This window comes from Algoriphagus kandeliae, from assembly GCF_004571135.1.
Classification (GTDB): domain Bacteria; phylum Bacteroidota; class Bacteroidia; order Cytophagales; family Cyclobacteriaceae; genus Algoriphagus; species Algoriphagus kandeliae.
The window spans coordinates 164,209-188,360 of sequence record NZ_SPSB01000001.1; the positions used below are offsets into that span (position 1 = coordinate 164,209).

Annotated in this window: 13 protein-coding genes; all 13 read left to right on the forward strand. The window is 35.2% G+C overall.

Annotated elements, in window-relative coordinates; genetic code table 11:
* Nucleotide 1 precedes the first annotated feature (1 nt).
* The 13 genes from E4S40_RS00725 (at nucleotide 2) to E4S40_RS00785 (ending at nucleotide 24,127) form a co-directional block, all read left to right on the forward strand.
* Nucleotides 2-1,258: a glycosyltransferase family protein gene (locus tag E4S40_RS00725; RefSeq protein WP_135069388.1), complete on the forward strand. Its 1,257-nt coding sequence runs from the start codon at nucleotides 2-4 to the stop codon at nucleotides 1,256-1,258.
* Nucleotides 1,258-1,914 (forward strand): CatB-related O-acetyltransferase, encoded by a 657-nt coding sequence (locus E4S40_RS00730; RefSeq protein ID WP_135069391.1) that lies wholly within the window; start codon nucleotides 1,258-1,260, stop codon nucleotides 1,912-1,914. Before E4S40_RS00725 ends, E4S40_RS00730 begins: the two co-directional genes overlap by 1 nt.
* Complete coding sequence (locus E4S40_RS00735; protein WP_135069393.1) at nucleotides 1,904-3,022, forward strand: glycosyltransferase family 4 protein; 1,119 nt, start codon at nucleotides 1,904-1,906, stop codon at nucleotides 3,020-3,022. The genes E4S40_RS00730 and E4S40_RS00735 overlap by 11 nt, the downstream gene beginning before the upstream one ends.
* Nucleotides 3,023-3,026: 4 nt before the next feature.
* Nucleotides 3,027-3,881, forward strand: coding sequence for a Rossmann-fold NAD(P)-binding domain-containing protein (locus E4S40_RS00740; protein ID WP_135069396.1), 855 nt, complete (start codon nucleotides 3,027-3,029; stop codon nucleotides 3,879-3,881).
* Nucleotides 3,882-3,894: 13 nt separating this feature from the next.
* Nucleotides 3,895-5,280 (forward strand): glycosyltransferase family 28 protein, encoded by a 1,386-nt coding sequence (locus E4S40_RS00745; protein WP_135069399.1) that lies wholly within the window; start codon nucleotides 3,895-3,897, stop codon nucleotides 5,278-5,280.
* The gene (locus E4S40_RS00750) at nucleotides 5,280-6,422 is read left to right on the forward strand and encodes a glycosyltransferase family 4 protein (protein ID WP_135069402.1); all 1,143 of its coding nucleotides are present in this window, start codon (nucleotides 5,280-5,282) and stop codon (nucleotides 6,420-6,422) included. The genes E4S40_RS00745 and E4S40_RS00750 overlap by 1 nt, the downstream gene beginning before the upstream one ends.
* On the forward strand, nucleotides 6,422-7,537 hold the full coding sequence (locus tag E4S40_RS00755) for a glycosyltransferase (protein ID WP_135069405.1): 1,116 nt from the start codon (nucleotides 6,422-6,424) through the stop codon (nucleotides 7,535-7,537). Before E4S40_RS00750 ends, E4S40_RS00755 begins: the two co-directional genes overlap by 1 nt.
* Nucleotides 7,534-8,604 carry a glycosyltransferase gene (locus tag E4S40_RS00760; RefSeq protein WP_135069408.1) on the forward strand — a complete coding sequence of 357 codons (1,071 nt, stop codon included), beginning with the start codon at nucleotides 7,534-7,536 and terminating at the stop codon, nucleotides 8,602-8,604. Before E4S40_RS00755 ends, E4S40_RS00760 begins: the two co-directional genes overlap by 4 nt.
* Complete coding sequence (locus E4S40_RS00765; RefSeq protein WP_135069411.1) at nucleotides 8,604-10,010, forward strand: O-antigen ligase family protein; 1,407 nt, start codon at nucleotides 8,604-8,606, stop codon at nucleotides 10,008-10,010. The genes E4S40_RS00760 and E4S40_RS00765 overlap by 1 nt, the downstream gene beginning before the upstream one ends.
* A gap of 13 nt (nucleotides 10,011-10,023) precedes the next feature.
* A complete protein-coding gene (locus E4S40_RS00770; RefSeq protein WP_135069414.1) occupies nucleotides 10,024-11,064 on the forward strand; it encodes a glycosyltransferase family 4 protein in 1,041 nt (346 codons plus the stop codon).
* Nucleotides 11,048-12,349, forward strand: coding sequence for a phenylacetate--CoA ligase family protein (locus E4S40_RS00775; protein WP_135069417.1), 1,302 nt, complete (start codon nucleotides 11,048-11,050; stop codon nucleotides 12,347-12,349). The genes E4S40_RS00770 and E4S40_RS00775 overlap by 17 nt, the downstream gene beginning before the upstream one ends.
* Before the next feature lie 210 nt (nucleotides 12,350-12,559).
* Nucleotides 12,560-13,336 (forward strand): glycosyltransferase family 2 protein, encoded by a 777-nt coding sequence (locus E4S40_RS00780; RefSeq protein WP_135069419.1) that lies wholly within the window; start codon nucleotides 12,560-12,562, stop codon nucleotides 13,334-13,336.
* A gap of 60 nt (nucleotides 13,337-13,396) precedes the next feature.
* Nucleotides 13,397-24,127 (forward strand): FG-GAP-like repeat-containing protein, encoded by a 10,731-nt coding sequence (locus E4S40_RS00785; RefSeq protein ID WP_135069422.1) that lies wholly within the window; start codon nucleotides 13,397-13,399, stop codon nucleotides 24,125-24,127.
* Nucleotides 24,128-24,152: the final 25 nt, after the last annotated feature.

The window sequence follows — 24,152 nt, forward strand, 5'->3', positions numbered from 1 at the left end:
AATGAAAAATTTACTTATTGTTGTTGAATGTATTAATAAAAATAAATCCTCTGAAGGTATAGCTACTGTTAATTTTTTAAATGCTATTGATACAAACCAATTTAACGTTGATTGTGTTTTTTATGAATTCCCACAATTCGAAATTTCAAATCCAGATTGGATTAATCCTAAGATTAAATTGTATCAATTAAAAAATAATAAGTTAGATTTTATTTTTTCTAAATATTCTAAAATAAAGAATTTTTTTGCAAAGTATTTTGGTATTTCAATTTTGAAGGAATATCGAATATTTCGACTTAAAAAATATTTAAACTCTAAATTCGAGAATCGGGAATTCGATTTAATTTTCTCTAGAACTATAGCAACTTCTATTTGTTCTCATAGAGCCTTAATTTCATCTACTTTATCTATCAAAAATAATCTTCTAATTTATTTTAATGATCCTGCTCCATTTTGTTTAATGCCTTATCCATACAGTACTGGTTCAACTTTTAATCCTAAGTTTGATCAAAAAGAAATTAAGCATGTTAAATTCATAATTTCTAAATCTACAGCGATTGCTAGCCCTTCTTATTTATTGAATGAATTCTTCCTTAAACTTAATGGAGATTACTTTAAGCCAGCTTTTACTTTTCCACATTTGTTTTTTGAGGATTTGGTAAAAAAAAACTTTCAACCTTCAGTAAAATACGATAGAAGTAAAATAAATATTACCCATTGTGGATCGTTACTTTCAGGAAGAGATCCTTCAACCTTAATAGAGGCAATTGAAGAATTCGTCAAAATGTATCCGGATTTTAAAACTAAAATTTCCTTAAACTTTTTCGGTCCAATAAATAATTTACATAAGAAAATACTTAATACTAATTATTATGAATTTTTAAATGTTGTTGATAAAAGATTTTCTCATGCTGAAAGTTTAGCTTTAATGAGAAATTCAGACTTGCCATTATTAATAGAGTCTTCTTATGAGGATAGTCCATTTATGCCTGTCAAGCTTGCGGAACTTATTGGTTTGGGTAAAGTATTTTTGGTATTATCGCCTAAAAAATCAGAAACTAGAAGGGTTTTAGGTGAAAATTACTCTTTTCAAACTGAGTCTAATAATAAATCAGAAATACTGGCTAAAATAAAGGATTTTGTTGAAGACACTTATGAAAAAGAGATACTTCAAAACCGTATTTATACTCTTCAAGAATACGTAAGTCCCGAATCTGTTAATATTTCATTGAATAAAGTAATTAATCAATTTTCATAATGTTTTTTTTAAGCAAACCTGCCAAGTTTTTACGTAAATTATTTTTTAAATATCATCCTGCTTATGGAAGTTCAAGAGTCTCCTTATGGAGTAATGGATTGCAAAATGTTCAATTTGGAGGAGAAAATAGTATACCTGAATTTTGCGTATTCGCTGGGCAAATTGAAATAGGATTTCGGTCTACTTTAGGAAAAAATAATTATCTCATTGGAGATGTTACAATTGGGAAGTATTGTCAAGTAGGTGCTTACGTTGCATTTCATTCTTCGAACCATCCTGTAAATTATTTGACTACTTATATCAATTCCAAGTTGTTTGATGGAGAACTATCAAAACTTAAATCTGTAAAACCCATTGTAGTAGGCAATGATGTTTGGATAGGTCATGGAGCAATTATTTTAAGTGGTGTATCAATTGGTCATGGAGCAATAATTGGGGCAGGTTCCATTGTTACACAAGATATTCCGCCATATGCTATTGCCGTGGGCAATCCAGCTAGGATATTAAAATTCAGATACAGTCCAAAAATTATTGAAGAATTACTAGAGTTTAATTGGTGGGATAAAGAACCTTCAGAATTGAATAATTTTAAAAAGTTGTTTTTTACCGACCTCACCCAAGTTGAGTCGATATATCAAGTTTTAAATGAAAAATAGGATTGTAATTTGTTCAAGTCCTAACCTAAAGAGTATTCCTCTTTATTTTTATCTTCTAGCCAATCAATTTTGCTCAGAAGGAAATGAGGTGACTTTGGTTATTGACCAAGGAGGAATGATGGATTTTGAAAATTTCCCCCCAAATCCATTGTTGACTATAAAAAAGTGGCCCAATGAAAGGCCGACTAAGTTTATAGACTTTTTGTTTTTTCTGAAGCTTTGTAGATCCTTTAAACCTGATCTTGTAATTAGTCAATTTAGTTCAAATACTGTTTCTCTGATGGTGTCTTTGTTTTTGCCAAAATCGAAATTTTTGGTTTATTGGCATACGATGCAAGATCAGCTAATTGCTGATTTGAAAATTAGTAGAATCAAATTTTTGTTTTTGAATTTTAGAAAAAAAATTCTTTTTAAATTTTCTTCCTTTGATTTTCTTACCAATTCATCTGATCTCAAAAATGAAATTCAAAACTTTTTTAAAAAAGAAGCAAATAAAATTTATGTTTTACACTATTTAATGCCTGACCCATTGTTAAAAAGAAAGTATAAGGATTTCAATGATCGTGATTATTGTATATCATTTGTATCAAGGCTAGAACAAAGTAAAGGTCATGCAAATTTTCTTAGAGCATTTTCAAAAGTTCACTTGAAATTCCCAGGTCTTAAATTGAAGATAGCTGGCTCTGGAAATGAATTAAATTTTTTAAGAAATTTGGTATTTGAACTTGGAATTGAGGATAGGGTAGAGTTTTTGGGGGAGTGTTCATACGAAAAAGTTTTATCTATAATGGAAGACTCGCTTATTCATGTAAGTAATAGCATTCAGGAGGCATTTGGAATGGTAAATGTCGAAGCTATTTCCCTTGGTACACCTATAATGGCAAATAAAGTGGGAGGGATAAAGGAAATTCTATTTCAGGGGCAAAATGGGGAATTCTTCAATTCTGAAGATATATTGCAGTTTGAAAATTATCTTCAAACTATTCTTAATCAAGAAAATTGGAAAACATATTCAAAAAACGCAAGAGATATTTTTGAACAAAATTTCGCTGCTTCTAATAAGAACTTAAGTGCACATGTAAATTTTTTATTAGCTAAAATTCAATAATTATATGAATGTTTTGGTAATTGGAGGGACAGGGAATTTTGGTAAACTTATTATTAAAAACCTTATATTATCACCTGCTACAGAACAGATTATATCAATTTCCAAATCAAAAAAAGGAAACTTTCCATCAAGAGTAATTCAATATTTGGGAGATTCAAATGATGATAATTTCCTTTGCTCTGTTTTTGAAGGACATAAATTTGATGTGGTAATTCATATACCGAACATTCTTTTAGCTGATTTGAAAGTCTTGTTAGCGAACTGCGAAAAACATTTAGTTAAGCACCTCATCGTTATTGGTTCTGCAGCTATGTTTACAAAATTAGATGCACCTACAAGAGAGCTTAGGATAGAACAGGAGAACCTTATTAGCAAATCAAAAGTGAATTGGACGATATTGAGACCAAATATGGTATATGGACATAAAAATGACCAAAACATCTATAAGCTTTTTACTTTTTTAAAAAATCAATTTTTACTTCCTGTTCCAGGTTCACCGGATGTATTACAGAATCCTACCCATATTGAAGATTTTGTGGGTGCAGTGATTTCCTCAATGCTAAATGAAAGATCCTATAAAAAATGCTATAACTTGGTCGGTGCCCAGCCAATTTCCTTACGTGGGATGGTTGGGGTGCTTTCTCCAAATAAACGTGTATTCGTAGTTTCAATACCATTAAAAATCAGTGTGTTAGCGCTAAAAGTGCTTCGGTTTTTTAAACTAGCTGAGTGGCACCCGGAAAAACTTCTCAGATTAAATGAAGAAAAAGTTTTAAAATCCACACCGGAATCATTAGAAGACTTGGGGTATTCTCCGAGAAATTTTGAAGAAGGGGTAAAGGCTTATTTCGAAGACTGAATATAAGTTAATAATGAAGGTTTGTTTTGTAGTACCAGATGGAGTCGGTGTAAGAAATTATTTATTCAGCCCATTGATTTCTGATTTAGTAGAGATGGGTGCATCCATATCTGTTTGGCATCGCCTTGATAACAAAATCATCAACGATATTCAGTCCTTGCACGGAATAAAAATAGAAAGCTTTACTTTATCCTATTCATCGGAGTCATTTCTAGGTAGATTATTTAAAGAGGCGAGTGTCTATGCTCGATTAAAAAGAAATGCAGAATTAGATAATAATCCATCCACCCTTCTAGATTGGGTAAACCGTTCGGGTTCATGGAGGCGAAGATTTTTATTTACTTTTTCTAAATATGTAGGTGAATTTTTAAAGAGCTATGAGAATATTATTTGGGCAGAGAACTTTCATTCCGTTTCCCTAAAAAAAACTAATGCGTTTAAGGCTGCTGTTCAAGTTTTAAAACGAAATAAGCCGGATTTAATTTTTTGTACTCATCAGCGCTCACCAGAAGCTGCTTTAGCTGTGGAAGCAGCTAAGTATTTAGGAATCCCAACGATAACAGTAATTTATTCTTGGGATAATTTACCTAAGGCGAAATTAGCTGTTAAGGCAGATTATTTCTTGGTTTGGTCTGAATATATGAAGGCTGAAATGGGTAAATACTATCCGGAAATTAAATCAGAAAGAGTAATTATTTCAGGGACACCACAATTTGATTTTTACAAGCAAAAAGAATTCTTAAAAACAAGAGAGGAATTTGCGATTGAGAATGATCTAAACCCTAGAAAAACATGGATTTGTTTTAGCGGTGATGATTTTGCGACATCTCCTTTCGATGAACTTTATTTGAGGGATATAGCTCAGGAGATTAGTGACATGGAAGATATAGAGTTAATTTTTAGGCCTGTACCTGTTTCTGATGCCAGCAGATATAAATTAGTTTTGAAGGAATTTCCCCAAATAAAAGTCATAAAACCAATGTGGTCAACTTCTGAAATGTGGAGTTATTCATTGCCAATGTATGAAGATATATCAATGCTTTCTAATTTAGTATACCACTGTTCTACTGTTTTGAATGTTGGGTCTACCATGGCATTGGATTTTGCTTGCTTTGATCATCCAGCTCTTTATTTGAATTATTTACCAAAAGGAGGAAAAAAACAAGTTTGGGATCCATCAAAAATTTATGGTAGACAGCATTTTAGGAGTATGGGAAATCTGGAAGCTGTTGGGTGGATAAACGATTTTACACAATTAAAAGAAAAGATAAATGAAGCTATAAATTCTCCTAAAATAGTTGGCAGGGATAGATTAAAATGGTTAGATGTAATCAGGGAGGATAACCCTAAAATAACCTCATCAAATAAAATATCTTCAATAATTTCAAACATCATTTAATGCATATTTGCTTTCTAACATCTGAATTCCCAAAGCCAGGTTATTCGCATGGAGGGGTGGGAACGTTTATTCGAAATTTAGGGATTGCTCTTGTTAATAATGGATTCCGTGTTTCAGTAGTTGGCCCAAATTATAATGATGAATTTGAATTTGAGGTGCTTCAAGGAATTCATGTTTATAGGACTAGGCGATTCGATAAAACAAGAGGAATTACATGGCTTCGGCGTGCAAGGAGTATTAATAAAGTGATTGAGCAAATTCATAGAGAAAACCCTGTAAATATTATTGAAGGAACAGAATTAAGCTTAGCATTTATCGATAAAATTCCAGGAATCAAGTATGTCATTCGAATGAATGGTGGTCACCATTTTTTTTCTTTCGCAACAGGCGAAAAATTATCAAAATGGAAGAGTTTTCAGGAAAAAAGAAGCTTTAATAAAGCCGATCACCTTATTTCAGTTAGTAAGTATACCGCAGAATCGACTAAATCCCTTTTGGGTTTAAAGGATAGACACATTCAAATCATTCCTAACCCTATTGATGCAGATCTTTTTAAACCTAATCATGATAAATCTGTCATTTCCAATAAATTGCTATTTGTGGGTACTGTTTGTGAGAAAAAAGGGGTAAGGCAATTGGTGATGGCAATGCCCAAAATCCTAGAAAAATTTCCCGAGGCAAGTTTAGAAATTGTTGGAAGGGATTGGATTGATCCAAAAACAAAATCCTCATATACAGAATATTTAAAATCTTTTATCTATTCTGAAATCTCTAACAAAATTCAAATTTCTGGACCGGTAGATTTGGTTCAAATTCCAGGAAAAATTGCTGAAAGTGAGATTTGTGTCTATCCTTCCCACATGGAAGCCTTACCTTTAGCTTGGCTTGAAGTTTTGGCGATGGGAAAGCCTTTTGTTGCGAGTAAAACTGGACCTGGACCAGAGGTTGTGATTCATGGCGAAACAGGTTTGTTGGCTGACTGTTATTCACCGGATGATATTGCAGACCAAGTCATTTATATGCTAGAAAATAAACCAAAAGCGCAGGATATGGGGAAAAACGCCCGCCTAGATATTTTGAAAAGGTTTGATGTCAAGGTTTTGGTGAAAGAAAATATTAATTATTATCAATCCCTTATTTAATGAAGTTTTTGATTTTTTCACATGTTTTACATACAAATGCTAATGGTCTTTTTTACGGTTATGGTCCATATGTGAAAGAAATGAATATTTGGGGAAAGTATGTGGATGAACTTTGGGTATTAGCACCTTTAAAGAAAAATGGTTCTCCTGACCCAATAGACTTGCCTTATTCACACCCCAATATTAGGTTTATTGAAGTTCCTTCATTTCAGATTACAAGTATTTATCATATTCCAAATGCGATACTAGCTACTTTGGTTGTATTGATAAAGGGTGTTTATTTCTCGGCTAAAGCAGATCATCTTCATCTAAGGTGTCCTGGTAACATGGGACTTTTAGGCAGTATAATTCAGACTTTTTTTCCATTTAAACCCAAAACAACGAAATATGCTGGGAATTGGGATAGGAATGCGCCAAAACCTTGGTCTTATAAAATGCAACAATGGATTTTGAATAATACATTGATTTCCAGAAAAATGAAGGTCCTAGCATACGGTAAATGGAATGATCAAACCACAAATATTTTACCTTTTTTTACCGCTTCTTATTCGAAAAATCAAATAGTAGAAGTAATCAAGCCAGATATTCAAAAATGTATTAATTTAATTTTTGTTGGATCTATGACTTCAAATAAACGTCCAGAATTGGCCTATGAATTATTGAAAGATCTGATAAAATCAGGGAAAACAGTTCAATTAGAGTTTTTAGGAAAGGGGCCTGAAATTGAACGAATCGCAAAATTTGCCAAAGAGGATAAAATGGAAGATTTTATTCAATTGAGAGGCAATGTGCCTGCTTCTGATGTCATAGAAAAATTGAAAAAATCTCATTTTTTAATTTTTGGATCTAAATCCGAAGGTTGGCCTAAAGCAGTGGCTGAGGCTATGTTTTGGGGATGTATTCCAGTAACTTCGCCGGTAAGTTGTGTGCCAGAAATGCTCGGAAATGGTGAACGGGGATTTTTGATGCACAATAATTTGGAAGGAGTCCATGCATTTATTCAGCGATGCATTTCTGAACCAAAAACCTTTAAGGAGATTTCCCAATTAGCTATGAATTGGTCAAGGTCATATACTCTAGAAACCTTCGAAAAAAGCATTAAGGAGCTTTTATGAAAATTCTCCAGCTTATTGATTCATTGAAGGTAGGTGGAGCTGAAAGGATGGCAGTCAATATTGCTTTAAAACTTTCTGAACTTGGAATCCAAAATTCACTTATTGTTTCCAGAGAGGGTGGCGGTCTTGAAAATTTAATTAAAGGAAAAGTAGATTTTTATGTTCTTGGGAAAAAAAACTTTGCTGATTTAAAAGCCTTTTGGGTACTGTATAAGAATGTAAAGAGTTTTAATCCAGATTTTATTCATGCCCACTCTTCATCTGTTGTGTGGGCGACTTTAATCAAGATATTTTTTGGAACTAAAACAAAAATAATTTTTCATGATCATTATGGTCAAGCGGAACACCTAACTGTCGGGGATAGGATTTGGTTGAGATTGATTTCATTTAAAATTGACGGAATAATTGCTGTAAACGATAAGCTCAAGGAATGGAGCGAAAGGGCAACCAAAATTAATGTTAACTCGATTATTCAATTGAATAATTTTCCATTAGTTGATTTAAATGAATTAAGTGAACAAAGGGACGGCCCTATTAATATTTTACACCTAGCTAATTTTAGACCCCAAAAAGATCATCTGACGCTTCTAAATTCTTTGATAAAATTGCTGGAAAAGGGAATAGACGATTGGCGAATTTTTTTTGTTGGTTTAGGAGAATCAGAAGATTATGTTAACCTCCTAAAGGACAAAATAAAAGATTTTGGTTTGGAAGATATGGTTCTCTATTTTGGCTCTACTGATAATGTAGAACACTTTCTTGAGAAATCACATGTCGGAGTGCTTTCTTCATGTTCTGAAGGTCTACCTGTAAGTTTATTAGAATACGGACTGGCTGGTTTACATATTGTAGCTACCGATGTAGGCCAATCTTCTTCTGTTTTATCAAAACCTGAATTGGGTATATTAGTTCCTCCTAAAGATTCTGATCGATTAGCGCTTGCCTTACAAAAAGCGATAGAAAATGCTAAAAAAGGTAGAAATCAAAAATTGAAATCTCATATTGAGAAAAAATTTGGTTCGGGCCATTTTTTTGATAAATACTTCAACTTTCTAAAAAGAATTTAATGAGGGTAGGAAATTTTGTTACGTCTCTTTCGATTAAAAAAAATGCTCTTTCATGGACTATTTTTCACATTGTATTAGGCGTTTTGGGGACCTTATCTAAGTTTATTGTTATTTTTTGGTTTTATTGGATTTTACTTGACTCATCTTATTATTTTTTTAAAACTTCAAAAAGTAAAAGACCTATTTTTATTGCAACTCTTATTGTTTATACCTGTTCTTTCGAATTGTTAGGTAGATTAGTGTCTGCAAGTCCATTTATCCCCTATGAACTTGGGAAATATTTATTTTTATTTCTGTGTTTAGTTGGGCTTTTTATTAATCGAAATCATAAATTTAATGAAGTCAATTTTGTAAATATTTTGGCGATAATTCTAATAATTCCTTCGTTCTTTATTGATTTAAGTGGGACGGTTAGTTTTAAAGATATAGTTTTTAATATTTTTGGATTGATTAATATTTGTATCGGAATTCTTTTTTTTAGCACAATTAAAGTGAGACTGATTCAGTTAGTTAACTGGATTAAACCACTAGCATTTCTTTGCATTACTATTTTGATTTATACATTTATAAAAACTCCTGATCTAGATGAAATAGAGTTTGCTTTAGGTGCCAATTTTCAAACAACCGGAAATTTTGGATCAAACCAAGTGTCCACTGTTCTTGGTCTTGGCGCATTTTTATTTGGAATAGGGTTGATTCTAAAATTTAGAATCACAGGATATTTTCTCTTAGATGTGTTTTTCTTTTTTGGCTTTTTAGTTCAGGGCCTCCTTACTTTTTCGAGAGGAGGGATGATTGGGACCATTCTAGGTCTATTTGTTTTCTTATACTATTTATACCAATTACCAGCATGGCAGAGATACAAACTCAATCTTGGTAACCCAATCAAGTTTATTTTGCCAGTTATATTCATTCTGACAATCAGTTTCTTTGTTACTAACTACCTAACTCAAGGAAATTTGTTATTAAGGTATATGGGGGAAACTGCAGGTACGTTAGCAGGGACAAAAGACAAAGACTTGAATCAGATTACAACTAATAGATTTGATATTTTCAAAGGAGATATGGAGCTCTATGCGGAGAATCCCATTTTTGGTGTCGGAGCGGCAGCTTCTAAATATTTAAGGCCTACTCACACAGGTATGGTGGCGCATGTGGAATTATCTAGAATGATTGCTGAACACGGTGCTTTTTCTTTTGGGATACTTTTAGCTCTATTATTGGTCTTGTATATAAATGTTTCTAAAACAAAAAATATTATAGCAAAAGGTCTTTTAGTTAGTTTCGCAATTTTAGCCTTCTATACAACTTTTCATGCAGCTACTAGAACTTTTATGTCTCCTATGTTGCTTGCGCTTTCTATGGTTTCTCTAATTTCTGAGAACAAGTACAAAGTAAAACTTTAACTAAATTCTTATAATGGTTCTTTACCTGGGAAATAAGCTTCAGAGGTACGGGAAAAATCCTACCACAATTGATACTCTTGGTCACTCTTTAAAAGAAATTTACCCAAAAATTCTGACGGTTTCAGAGAAGAAAGGTATAATTTTTCGACTTTGGGATATGTGGAAAACCATTTGGATTAATAGAAAAAGAATTGAATTGGTTCTCATCGATACCTATTCAACAAAAGCTTTTCATTTTGCATGGACCTCAGCACGTATTTGCAATTTTTTTAATATTCCTTACATCCCAATCATTCATGGTGGAAGTTTTAAAAAAAGAATTGAAAAATCTCCATTTCTTGTAAAAAAATATATTTATGAGGCTAAGACGGTAGTTACTCCATCAGGGTTTTTGCGAAACGTAATTAAAGAAAGTCTTAATTTTGAACCTATTGTTATTCCTAATTCTATTCGTGTTGGTATCCTTTCAAAAGATAATTCAGTTTCATTTAAAACTATTCCTAGGATTTTTTGGCTTAGAGCCTATCAAAAACTATATAATCCAGTTTTAGCTGTAGAAATTATCCATATTCTTCATAAAAAGAAAGGAATAAAGGCAGAATTAATAATGGTTGGACCAGATAAGGATGGAACATTGAAGAAAGTAAAGGAGAAAATAAAAGAGTATTCTCTTTGTCCATTTATATCAACTTACGAAAAAATGAGCCGTGAAGATTGGGTTAAACTTGCAAAAAATTGTTCTGTTTTTTTAAATACTACCACAATAGATAATACCCCGGTAAGTGTGATTGAAAATATGGCTCTAGGTCTTCCAATTGTAAGCACAAATGTTGGGGGACTCCCTTATTTGATTCGAGATGGATTAGATGGGCTTTTATTTCCGTCAGGAGATGCAAACCTCGCAGCGGATCTGATTTTACAAATCCATTCTGCCCCCGAAAAATGGGCAAAATTTTCAAAAGAAGCACTCCTTAACTCAAAAGAGAAAGATTGGAATTCTTCAGTAAAAAATCAATGGTCTAATCTTTTTGCCAAGTATGTTGAATTGGCTTAAAAAAATAATTTTTAAAAAAGGGGCAAATAAAAGAAACCCTTCCTTAATTAATCATTTTGATGACCTAATAGCCTCCGATTTTTGGCCCAAAAACAAGTTGAATCAACTTGCAGAAAAGAGGCTAAAGGATCTTTTGGTATGGTCTTTTGAAAATTCACCTTTTTATAAGAAAAAAATTGTCGAAGCTGGGTTCGATCCTTATCTCGAAAATTTTGATTGGAAAAATTTTAAAAAAATTCCAATTACCACAAAATCAGATCTTGTTAATTACAACAGCGTTATTCAAGTTCCCCCCTCCAAATTTGGTAAAACGTTTTACTGTGAAAGTTCGGGTACAAGTGGGCAGGTTTTGTCTTTTATAAGAGATGAAAACTGGGATAGTTTTATCCGTGCTGCACAAATGAGAGGTTATAGTTGGTATAATGTTAATCCTTGGGATTTCAATATATATTTTTGGGGATATAATTCAAGTTTTTTGAAAAAACTCAGGCTTCGAATTCTCGATTTTTTGGTAAATAGATTTAGGATTTTTGATTATAATGAAAAGTCGATCAGAGAGTTAAAAAAGAAGGGCGTAAATGCTGTCTATATAGAAGGATACAGTTCCATGATATATGAGATGGCTAAATTAATTCCCAAGGCTTCAAAAGACTTCAAAAAGCTCAGGCTAGTAAAGGCTACTTCAGAGAAGATTTTTCCTCATTATAAAACTGCTGTAAAACAAGCTTTTAATATAGAACTAAGAAGTGAGTATGGTGCCGCGGAGGCTGGGATAATTGCCTTTGAATGTCCTGAAGGTAAAATGCATATTGTTGAAGAAGGAGTATATGTGGAAGTAGGTGAAAATCAAGAGTTGATTATTACCAATCTGGTTTCAAAGTCATTTCCGATCATTCGCTATCAATTGGGAGATGCCGTAGTTCTAGAAAATGAGTCAGCTACTTGTGCTTGTGGTAGAGAACACAGAATAATAAAAGAAATCCAAGGGAGAGTAGGGAAAAACATTTATGGTAAAACCAAATTATTCCCCTCACTCACACTTTACTATATGTTTAAGAATATTTTTTTTCAGTATAATAAATCCATTGATTATCAAGCAGTACAATACGAGAAAGGTAGACTCGAAATTTTGACTCTGGAAAAATTAACAGATATCGAAAAATCTTGGGTTATTCATGAATCTAATAAATATTTCAAGGATGAAGTAACTGTCAAATTTAAAGTTGCTAAAGACTTTAGGTTAGAAAAGGGGAAGCTCAGAGATTTTATCTCAAAAATAGAATAACATTCAAATTATGGGGCTTCCAAAATTTTCTATTTCTTAATTTAAGATTTTTGGTCTCTTGAAATTAGAAACCTCTCTTTTTGAGAGGTTTTTTATTTTTGATGCTTTTGATAAACTTAGAATAAAGTCTTATTCAAATTGTATTCCTTTTAACCTCTTATAATTGTTTTATTTTTGAATAAATTCTATTCAGAAAAGTAAATTGCTTTTATGATCCAAGATTCAGAACTCAATCCTCAAGTATCCATTGTAACCCCTGTATATAACACGGGAAAATATCTCAAAGCCTGTCTAGATTCTGTTCTAAATCAATCATTTTCCGATTGGGAAATGATTTTAATAGACGATTGCTCTTCAGATGATTCTCGATTGATATTAGATGAATATTGTAAGAGAGATAACCGGTTTATTCTTATTAAGAATGAAAAAAATGAAGGCTCAGGTATTTCTCGAAACAAAGGTATTGATAAGGCAAAGGGTAGGTATTTATGCTTCCTAGATAGTGATGATACTTGGCATAAAGACAAATTAGCTAAGCAATTCCAGTTTATGAAACAAAATGGTTATGCTTTTAGCTTCCATTCCTATGATTTTACTAATGAGGAGGGTGAGAAAATCTTGGCTCCTGAAATCGTTACCACCAAACCTGTTGACTATAAGTTTTTGTTGAAGAGAACAATTATCTCTACAATAACAGTTATGATTGATTTGGAGCAAACGGGTAAATTCTATATGCCAAGACATAGGCGAAAGCAAGACTATGGCCTATGGCTATCTTTATTGAAATCAGGCTATTTAGCCTATGGTATGGTTGATATCCTTGCCACCTATCGCCAGAGGAAAGGATCTGCAACAAGTAATAAATGGACTTTAATTTGGAAGCATGTTAAGTTTCTTAAAGAAACTCAAGGGTTAAGTTGGGTTAAATCCTTCCTTTACACTGGATTTTGGGCATTTAATGGATTTGTCAAATACTATTTGCGGTAGAGTTTTTTTATGCCACTCCTTGGCTTTATTTTTGATTGTTGCTAGCAAATCAATTATTTGATGTCTAGAGGGAAGATTTTATTAGTCATTTTATTCTTTCTGTTTTTTGAAAACTTCGCCACAATTCTGGTAAAGTCCTTTCAAGACCAGGAAATTAATGGAGGTACTTTTATAGATGACTACATCAATTTCCCAACCCTAGATTGTGAAATTGACGTCGACTTTACCAGCGACTTTTCGATTCAAAAAACAGCTCAATCTCCACTAAAAAATGTAGCATCATTTGGGACACCTATCGTCGGTGATGTAACAGGAGATGGAAATGCGGAGGTCTTAATTCTGGCTAGTTCAGGAACATGGAACCGGACTGCTGGAGATGAATTATTGTATAAGACTAGAAATATTCAGGTTTATCAATATGATGGTTCGAATTTAAATAATACGTATACTATAAACACTCCATTTTTTATCAATATGGAGGGGCCAAATCCTTTTTTAATTGCAAGGGTTATAGAGAACGAGAATCCTTTCATTATTGTAGCAGTTTCAAGTTCAGAACCCAATCCGATCTATAAGAGTAGATTGGTTGCATATCAATTTAATGGTGCAGCTTTCGTTCAGCGATGGGTATCTTCTGATATTTATGGAAGAAATGTTCCTGCTGGTACAGAAGTTAATGTTGCGCCACCAGCTGCACCTTACGAATATAGATCAGGAGGAGCCCCTGGAATAGCAGACTTTGACCAAGATGGTATATCTGAAGTTTATATCTATAATGAAATATTCAATGCTGAGACTGGCGAATTCCTTATTGATGGAGGGGTTGGATTGGGGCAAGGGATTTCGCAGGTTTCTAGAGAAGGCTCCTTTATGTATGGGGGATCGATCTCCCTTTCAGTAGCTGCAGATATTACTAATAGCCCTGGATTAGAACTTGCGGCTGGAAACACTGTTTATAACGTATCCAATAGTGCGGGTACCTGGTCCATGACTCCAATTCAAGCCGGGTTTAATGTAAATGGTAGTCCAGCTAAAGATGGGTTTACATCCATTGCAGATATTAATAATGATGGACGTTTAGATGTTATTGTAACGACAGCTCGAGAAAGGAATGTCATTGATTCAAGAACTGTATATGTATGGAATCCCACAAGTAGTCCTCAATTAATTGCTTGGAATACAATTAATGATACTCCAGCACCAGATTCAAACCCTTTGGATAATCAGTTTGAATCTGGAACTGGTGTTGCTTTTATAGGAGATATCGATGGGGATTTGGCTCCTGAAATTGGAGTGACGTCTCATAAACGTCTAACCATGTTCAGATATAATAATCCTTCCACAACATTACAGGTTGTACCTGGATATCCCCAATCAACGAATGACCGATCTGGGTATACCTTGATCACAATGTTCGATTTTAATCAGGATGGGGAACAAGAGTTAGTTTATCGTGATGAACAGGAATTAAGAATTATTAGAGGATCGGATGGGACTGATTTAGCAAAATTCCCGGTGTATTCAGCCACAGCTGGTGAAGGAGCTGTAGTCGCTGATTTAGATAACGATGGAGAAGCAGAAATTGTGGTTACTGATGCTGAAATTTTTGATCCAACTGCGGGAATTGGATTTCCCGCAACACCCGATGCATATTTAACTGTTTATGAAACTGCATCTGATCCATGGGCTCCTGCAAGACCTGTATGGAATCAATATGGGTATTTCAATGTCAATATTTTAGGTGATCTCTCTGTTCCTCAAAATCAATTGAACCATGCGATTCGTGCTATTGATCTATTTCCAAATTTAGATCCTGCCGATGGGTGTTTTCCACCAAATGCACAGCCACTAAACTCATTCCTAGTTCAAGGGACTTTTTATAATGATAGTGGTTGCCGGACAGCCAATATTCCTGCATTTGATGTAGAAATTGACAATAGTAGTCTTTTTGCTAGAAGAACCTGCGAACCGCAGTCAATTGAGGTTAACTTTAGTCTGAAAAATAATTTCACAGCACAAGATATTCCGGCAGATATGGAAATCTCCTTTTATAGAGAGGAGGCTGACGGAACATTAACTTTCTTAGGAGAAAAAATCACAGCAGATCGAATTATCACTCAAGCAGATGGATGGGTCGACTATATAGGTGTGACTTTTAGTAGTCCACTTATTCCCCCTACAGGTGATTTTAACTTAGTAATTATTGCAAATAATACTGGAACTGTAGACTCACCTGATAGATTATTAGAATGTAATTATACAAACAATACCTCTTTGGCAGTTCCAGTTTTGGACCTCCCGACATTTTCGATTGCCTCGTCTGCAAATAATTTATGTACTCCTGGAAACCAGTTGATTCTGACTCCTATAACCTCGGATGATCAGGCAGTCAATCCCGTAAAAAACTGGAAAAGATTAGCAGTAAGTGGACAACCGGAATTTATTATTTCCGGAGCGGCTTCTTTTCCCGTTTCAGATCCTAATTTCCCAACAGTCACTTATACGATTGATGCTGATGAACAACTAATTGTAGAAAATTTACCGGAAGGTACTTTTTCATTTGTTTTTGATTTCATTGGCTGTAACCTCATAGAAGCAGTAAATGAGTTTTCAATCGATGTATCTCTCATTCCTTCACCAATTTTTGTAACCCAGGATGCGACTTGTTTCCAAGCTAATGATGGGATTATAAGCCTTCAAGATACAGATGAACCAAATGGGATAACGTATACTCTAATATCAGATTCAGGGATCCCTGTTGCTGGATTTAGTGATGTTTCAGATGTGGCAATTGGGGATGTATTGTTTCAGAATATCTCACCCGGAACTTATAGGATTAGGTATTTTAATCAGGCAAATGCTACATGTATAGGAGAGTCTGCTGACCTAATTATAACCGAGCCCGCTCCTTTAGAAGTAATTGATTTGGTATCAACACCTACTACATGTGGGGTCGTAGATAACGGAGCTATTTCTTTGACTTTGACAGGAGGAACTGCTCCATATTCATTTGTAAGTGCTTCCAAGGATGGATCAGCATTGGGGATAACTCCGGTTATTTCTGGAGTGACCTATACTTTTACTAGCCTAGAATCTGGTAATTATGAGTTCATTTTTGAAGATGCGAATGGGTGTGTAGTTACCAGAACCGAATTGGTAGGAACCACTCCAGTACCGGATATTGATATTACAGTCAATCCAGAATATTGTTTTGGAGAAACTATTATACTGACACCTACAATAGTAGAGGTTGGGACCTTGGTTGATCCGGTTACCTACACTTGGGTTGCAGGAGGGACTCCACTGACTGGTACAAGTGGAAGTTTTGCCGGAGGTACCTATTTGGTATCAGCTACAACAGGGATCACTCCTCCTGTATTGACCCTAAACAATATTGATCCAAATACCTACACCTTCATCTTACAAGTAAGAGGAGCTGGTAGCTGCGATCTGGATTTTTCGGAAGATGTTCAAGTTAATCCACTTCCTGAAGCAGATTTTGCGCTAGGAAATGTGAGTTGTTTTGGTGGTAGTGATGGTACACTCGAGCTTATAGGTGTTCCGGTAGGTTCAGGACCATTCAGTTATGAACTGATTCAGGTTTCCAGTGGCAGTATAATCCAAACAGTTCCAGATGGTAATTTTTCGGGTCTTACTGCTGGGGATTATCAGGTGAGGATTACCAATGCAACTACATCTTGTCAGTTTCAGACGGCAGTTTACACCTTAATCGAACCTTCAGAGTTTGAGGTTCTTGACATAATTTCGACACCTACTACATGTGGGGTCGTAGATAACGGAGCTATTTCTTTGACTTTGACAGGAGGAACTGCTCCATATTCATTTGTAAGTGCTTCCAAGGATGGATCAGCATTGGGGATAACTCCGGTTATTTCTGGAGTGACCTATACTTTTACTAACCTAGAATCTGATAATTATGAATTCATTTTTGAAGATGCGAATGGGTGTGTAGTTACCAGAACCGAATTGGTAGGAACCACTCCAGTACCGGATATTGATATTACAGTCAATCCAGAATATTGTTTTGGAGAAACTATTATACTGACCCCTACAATAGTAGAGGTTGGGACCTTGGTTGATCCGGTTACCTACACTTGGGTGGCAGGAGGGACTCCACTGAGTAGTACAAGTGGAAGCTTTGCCGGAGGTACCTATTCAGTATCATCAACTACAGGGATCACTCCTCCTGTATTGACCCTAAACAATATTGATCCAAATACCTACACCTTCATCTTACAAGTAAGAGGAGTTGGTAGCTGCGATCTGGATTTTTCAGAAGATGTTCAAGTTAATCCACTTCCTGAAGCAGATTTTGCGCTAGGAAATGTAAGTTGTTTTGGTGGAAATGACGGTACGCTGGAAGTGATTGGTGTTCCGGTTGGTTCAGGCCCGTTCAGTTATGAACTGATTCAGGTTTCCAGTGGCAGTGTAATTCAAACAGTTCCAGACGGTAATTTTTCGGGTCTTACTGCTGGGGATTATCAGGTGAGGATTACCAATACAACTACATCTTGTCAGTTTGAAACGCCTATCTATACACTGACAGAATCTAGTCCAATTGAAGAAAACCAAGCTGTTGAATTACCTGTATCATGTGGATTAGATAACGGAGCAATCAGGGATGTTTTGGTTACAGGCGGTTCTGGAAATTATAATTTTGAATGGAGAAAAGATGATCCGACAACAGGTGCCTTGCTGAATCAAGGCACTATTACCGGGATTGAGGATTTAGGCCTTGGAACCTATTATCTTATTATCACGGATGAGTTTGGGTGCGTTGAAATATTTGATTATACAATTATTGCCGCGTCTGATCCCCTTTATGAATTGGTTGATCCTATAAATGCCTGCTTTGGAGAGCCTATTCAGATTACCCCAATTCACATCGCCCCAGATCCAAGTTTACCACCTGCATCTGCTACTGAAATAAGATGGTACAAAGGGCCAAATCAAACTGAATTGATTCAGAATGGGCCAGATACAAATGATCCTTCTATCATATATTCTATCGATGACACAGATTGGCTTAATCCTGCTTTGCAGGTAGAGAACCTTCCTGCAGGAACTCATGAATTTTATTTCTATGTGGTGTGTACGGGTCAGGAAATCAAAATTGACGTCGATGTCTATGACACACCAGAAGTGACTTTTGAATCTAATGCTGTTTCATGTTTTGGAGAATTAGATGGTAAAATACTTCCAATATCAGGAACTAGTTCGGATTACACTTATTCGATTGACGGAGCACCATCTGTTTCTCAATCAGAATTAGAGTCCTTCACTTTTGCTGCTGGGGTTTACTCCATTCAGGTGAATACACCAGCAGGATGTCCTCAAATTGTGGATGTAGAGGTTGAGGGACCGTCGGGACCTCTGGAAATTCAGGTACTTTCTCAGCAAGATCCTTCATGTAATTTGGATAATGGCCAGATTTTGCTACAACTTTTAGGGGGTAATCCGGATTATACGTTAACAATGAATGGGGCGCAGATTTCTGAGTTTGATTTATCCCAAGAAGGCTCAGAAGTGCTGCTTGAAAATTTAGCAGGCGGCAATTATCAATTTGAACTTTCAGATCAAAATGGTTGTCCTCCAGCAATTATCACTGTTACACTCACTCCTTTGGAAGTCCCTGAGTTTTATAGTCAAGGTGATGAAATATGTGCTTTTGATCCTATTACAGGCTTAGCTAACACTGGAATTTTGTCTCCTATTACTGTTAACCAAGCTGGTTCAAGTCCGGTGTTTAATTGGTTTTATTTTAATGAATCAGGCAATGAAGTGCAAATCAATTCAGGAGATCAGGTTTTTGGAGGAACTGCAGTGATAAATTCCTCAGGGCAATTGGAACTGACTGGGGTTCCATCAAAAGAGGATCCATATCTCTTTTATCTTGAGGTATCAGGTGATTTGGTTTGTTCTGGGCCAAAAATCGAAACAGAACTTCAGGTGAATTTTACTCCTGAGGTAATCTTCGAAAAAGAAGATATTCTTTGCTTTGGAGCCAATACGGGTAGGATTTCTGTCCAATCAGGGGGTCAAACAGGTTTGATTTTCAAATTGAATACTGGAGAAACCAATGATTCAGGTACGTTTGAAAATCTAGCAGCAGGAAACTATACGGTTGAAGTAAGTAATGGAACCAGTTGTATTCAAATTGTAGAGATTCAAATTGAACAACCAAATGAATTGTTAATTAGCTCAGTTGATTTTACTGACCCTACATGTGATGCAATTAATGGAGAGTTTATTTTCACCATTAATGGAGGGGTAGAGCCTTATCTCATTTCCATCAATGGGGAAGATCTAAATGCTACAAATTTTGACTTTGCAGAAAATGGAGGAGTTTACACGGTTCAAAATTTAGCACCAGGAAACTATTCGATTTCTGTAATTGATGCTAATAGTTGTCAGGTGGAGGAGATAGACTTGTTTACCTTAACAAATAACACAGGAGTTGCTATTAACTCTAATCCGATTTTTGAAGAAATATGTGAAGGGGAAACAGCACAATTAGTTCCAGATATTACCGTTCCTTCAGGTGTACAAGCAGATTTGAGATGGTATAGAGACGCTTCTGCTACTCAAGAGATCGTTTCGTCCTCGACCCCGGATTCGGATGGAATAGTTTATCAAATCGATAGCCAAGGTGTTCTAAGCATGGAGAATTTACCCGTTGGTGAATTTGAATATTTCTTAAGAATAAGCGGAGATGGTATTTGTACTCAAGTTACACCTGCTACTTTAACTGTTACAGCACGTCCTGACATTACGTTGAATGTAGAGGATATTTCCTGTTTCGGAGCTAATGATGGATCTGTTTTCGTGGAAACAGGGCATGATTCCTCGTATTTGTATACTCTAAATAATGGAGATTCAAATTCAACAGGAGTGTTTTTAGATTTGATTCCAGGTAACTACACCTTAGAAGTAGAAAATACTTCAGGTTGTATACAATTTTTGAATTTTGAGATTAGGGAGCCTGAAGAATTAGTTATTTCTGCAATTAATTTCACCAATCCCACCTGTGATGAAGAAAATGGAGAAATCATTTTTGAAATTGCTGGAGGAACAGGGATTTACTCCGTTGAGATCAATGGTCAAGCATTAAATGATACAAATTTTGCCTTGATCCAAACAGGAAATACTTATCAAATAAAAGGCCTTGCTCCAGATACATATTCAGTTAAAGTAACAGATGAAAATGACTGTGTCGAATCAGTTGATGATTTGTTCACTTTAACCAATGAATCCGGAACATTGATAAGTTCAAATGACCTATTTGAAGAGATTATGCTGGGAGAAGTTGGGATCTTGACTCCCGATTTGTCTGTTCCAGCAGGTGTCGATTATGATTTGATCTGGTATTTTGACTCAAAAGCTACAGAGAAAATTATTTCAAGTCCTGACCCAGACACCAATGGTGTAGTATATCTGATAGATTCAAATGGTGTACTTTCTTTAGAAAACCTTTCCCCTGGCACCTATACTTATTATTATGAAATTTCAGGTGATGGAATATGCTTAACTATAACTGAGGCAGTGATAGTAGTTAAAGCACCATTATCTGCAGAGATTATTACCGAACCTGTTACCTGTTTCGATGGAAGTGATGGATCAATAACATTAGAGGATATTGTGGGAGGTACTGCTCCTGTAGAGTTTAGTTTGGATCAAGTGAATTGGCAAACTTCACCAAAATTTGAAAATCTAACCGTCGGCACATATACGGTATTTGTAAGGGATGCAAGTATTGTTTCAGGAATTTTGACAAGTTTCGAGAATGTTGAAATAATTACAAATGCAACTAAAATAGAATCAAATAAACCTGATATTATCAATGCACAATGCGATCTTCCTAATGGAGCCATACGAAATTTGATTATCAGTGGAGGTACGGGTGATTATTCCATTGAATGGAGAAAAGACGATCCTATTTCTGGAGATATCCAAACATCAGGGACCTTAACCGGGATTGAAGATATTTTCCCTGGAGTTTATTTCCTTATAATTACTGATAGTAATGGCTGCCAAGAGGTTTTCGAATTCTTAGTTGATGAGCTTCCTGATCCAGTTTATGAAATCATAAATCCAATTGATATTTGTTTGGGTGAAACGGCAATCATCAAACCTGTTTTTGTTGTACCGAATCCTACACAACCTACAGCTTCTACTGAGGTTAGATGGTATAAGGAACCTGGACAAGAAGGGCTAATATCTGATGGACCTGATTCAGAGGATCCTTCAATCATTTATACCATTGATGATTCTGATTGGGTCAATCCACAGCTTAATATTGAGAATCTTCCTGCAGGAACTCATGATTTCTATTTCTATGTAGTTTGTACAGGTCAAGAAATTAAAGTTGAGGTTGAGGTATTTGAATTTCCTGATGCAATGTTTGAAACCTCACCCGTTTCCTGCTTTGGGGATTCAAATGGTAAAATTATTCCTGTTTCAGGAATATTACCAGAATTCACTTACTCTTTAAACGGAGGAGCCCCAATGAATTTAGAGGATTTAGAAGCCCTTGATCTTCAGTCTGGGATTTATTCTCTTGATGTTATAAATCAAGCAGGCTGTACCCAAAGTTTATCAATAGAAATTATGGGGCCAGAATCTGCTCTTACCATTAATGACGTAATTAAAATTGATCCCGGATGTGGCGCTGATAATGGTAAGATTCAAGCGCAAATCACAGGAGGATGGGATTCATATTCAGTTAGTCTTTTTAAAGATGGTGAATTGATCAATTCAATTACGCTTTCTGGTTCTGAATTGATTTTTGATGATCTAGAAACAGGATTGTATTTATTTGAAGTTCTTGATGGTAAAGGTTGCAAGGTCAGTTCAGAGGAAATTGAATTAGTAGATGGTCCTACTCAGATTTTAGTAGACAACCAAGAGGTATGTGAGGGCTCTGAAATTAGATTAATTCCTCAATTGGACCCACCAGCTACAGATTATGAATTTTTATGGTTCTTTGATTCAGAGACCAATCAACAAATAATTTCTAGTCCAAGTCCTGATCCGAGCGGTATCATTTATGAGATTTCACCGGAAGGTGTATTAATAATCACTGGTCTTCCTTATTCCACCCTACCTTATGAATTTTATGTAATTGCAAAAGGTTCTGATGTTTGTGAAGGGTTTGTTGCTAGAACGGAAGTGGTGGTAAATCAATTGCCAAATGCAACCGCAAATTTGACTCAGGAAATTTGTTTTGGTGAAGGAGGGTTAATTGAAATTAATGCTACCTCAGGCTCTGGAGACTATCAATTTTCTATTGATGGGGTTAATTTCCAGAATTCAAATGTGTTCTCTGTTCAACAAGGAGTTTATTCAGTAACAATAAGAACAAGTCAAGGCTGTGAAACCATTCTTTCTGATTTGGAAATTAAGGGTCCTTCAGCACCAATTAACGTCCAAAATTTGGAAATAAACGATGCCACTTGTGGACAAGATGACGGGAGTATAAGTTTTATGGTTTTGGGAGGTGATCCGGGATATGAAATCGACCTCGTCTTAAATTCGGTAATAGTTAGTACAGTTGATTCTTCAGACGGAGTTGTGTCGTTTTCCGATTTAGGGATAGGAGATTATGAAATAATTATTAGAGATGCTTTAGGCTGTGAAACTATAGTTGATGATGTTGTTCAAATTCAAACTATCCCTACCATTATTGATGTAAATGATGCAGCAATCTGTGAAGGAGAGTCTGCAGTTTTGATTCCTTCGGTTCCTTCGGCGTCTTCCGATGTTCAATATTCCTGGTACTTCGATCAGCAAGGTAACAGTATAATAACTCCAGGAGATTATGGTGATGTAAGTTATCAAATTGATTCAAATGGAATTCTTACAATACAAGGACTTCAAGCTTCGGGTCAGAATTATGAATACTTCGTGTTAGCTACAGGCTCAGATGTCTGCAGATCTACTTCAGAAAAGGCCGAGGTATTAGTAACAGGAATACCTAATCTTAGAGTTTCTAACCCATCAATTGTGTGTGATCCAACTGGTACAGTAGACCTTACCGATTATATTGAAGGGTATAATCCTGCTGTTTATGATTACAATGTAGTTTCTCCAGTAGGTACAATTATGCGCCTTGAAGATATTTCAGCAGTTGATCTTTCTGGCGATTATAGAGTAAGTAGTTCAGTAAAAGGAACTTCTTGTTGGAATCAACCTCAACGAATTCGGGTGGTAATTGCTGAAACTCTGTTAGAAGCTGATTTCAGCTTCCTTATAGATTTTGGTGGAGGTAACATTATTGAGAAAGAGGATATACCACTAGGAGAGGATGTTTATTTTAACGATTTGACGAGAGGGAATGCCCAAAAATGGGATTGGGATTTTGGAGATGGCAATACTAGTACTCTTCAAAATCCTGTTCATAGTTACAATAAGATTGGTACATATACAGTTCAACTTAGAGTAATAGATGAAATCGGATGTGTTTCTATTTATGAAATGCTTGTTAATGTCGTTGATGAATTCGATGTTATCGTTCCAAATGCATTTACTCCAAATGGTTTGAAAAATCAATTCTTCAAACCTGAATTCAGAGGAATTAGTAGTATGGAATTCTATATATTCAATACTTGGGGTGAATTAATTTATCAAACCAATTCATTAGAAGATAAGGGATGGGATGGAACTTTAAATGGAAAGGATGCACCTAATGGTAATTATGTGTATAGGGGAAGATTTGTGAGCAGAGGTGGTGAAGTAATTGAAAAATCAGGTGTGTTTATCTTAATTAGGTAATTTTGAAGGATTAAACTGAAAATTT

Coding starts and splice junctions, on each gene's coding strand:
- E4S40_RS00770 (WP_135069414.1), top strand. CDS start 10,024: ATGGTTCTTTACCTGGGAAATAAGCTTCAGAGGTACGGGAAAAATCCT.
- E4S40_RS00750 (WP_135069402.1), top strand. CDS start 5,280: ATGCATATTTGCTTTCTAACATCTGAATTCCCAAAGCCAGGTTATTCG.
- E4S40_RS00765 (WP_135069411.1), top strand. CDS start 8,604: ATGAGGGTAGGAAATTTTGTTACGTCTCTTTCGATTAAAAAAAATGCT.
- E4S40_RS00745 (WP_135069399.1), top strand. CDS start 3,895: ATGAAGGTTTGTTTTGTAGTACCAGATGGAGTCGGTGTAAGAAATTAT.
- E4S40_RS00735 (WP_135069393.1), top strand. CDS start 1,904: ATGAAAAATAGGATTGTAATTTGTTCAAGTCCTAACCTAAAGAGTATT.
- E4S40_RS00785 (WP_135069422.1), top strand. CDS start 13,397: ATGTCTAGAGGGAAGATTTTATTAGTCATTTTATTCTTTCTGTTTTTT.
- E4S40_RS00740 (WP_135069396.1), top strand. CDS start 3,027: ATGAATGTTTTGGTAATTGGAGGGACAGGGAATTTTGGTAAACTTATT.
- E4S40_RS00775 (WP_135069417.1), top strand. CDS start 11,048: ATGTTGAATTGGCTTAAAAAAATAATTTTTAAAAAAGGGGCAAATAAA.
- E4S40_RS00755 (WP_135069405.1), top strand. CDS start 6,422: ATGAAGTTTTTGATTTTTTCACATGTTTTACATACAAATGCTAATGGT.
- E4S40_RS00760 (WP_135069408.1), top strand. CDS start 7,534: ATGAAAATTCTCCAGCTTATTGATTCATTGAAGGTAGGTGGAGCTGAA.
- E4S40_RS00725 (WP_135069388.1), top strand. CDS start 2: ATGAAAAATTTACTTATTGTTGTTGAATGTATTAATAAAAATAAATCC.
- E4S40_RS00730 (WP_135069391.1), top strand. CDS start 1,258: ATGTTTTTTTTAAGCAAACCTGCCAAGTTTTTACGTAAATTATTTTTT.
- E4S40_RS00780 (WP_135069419.1), top strand. CDS start 12,560: ATGATCCAAGATTCAGAACTCAATCCTCAAGTATCCATTGTAACCCCT.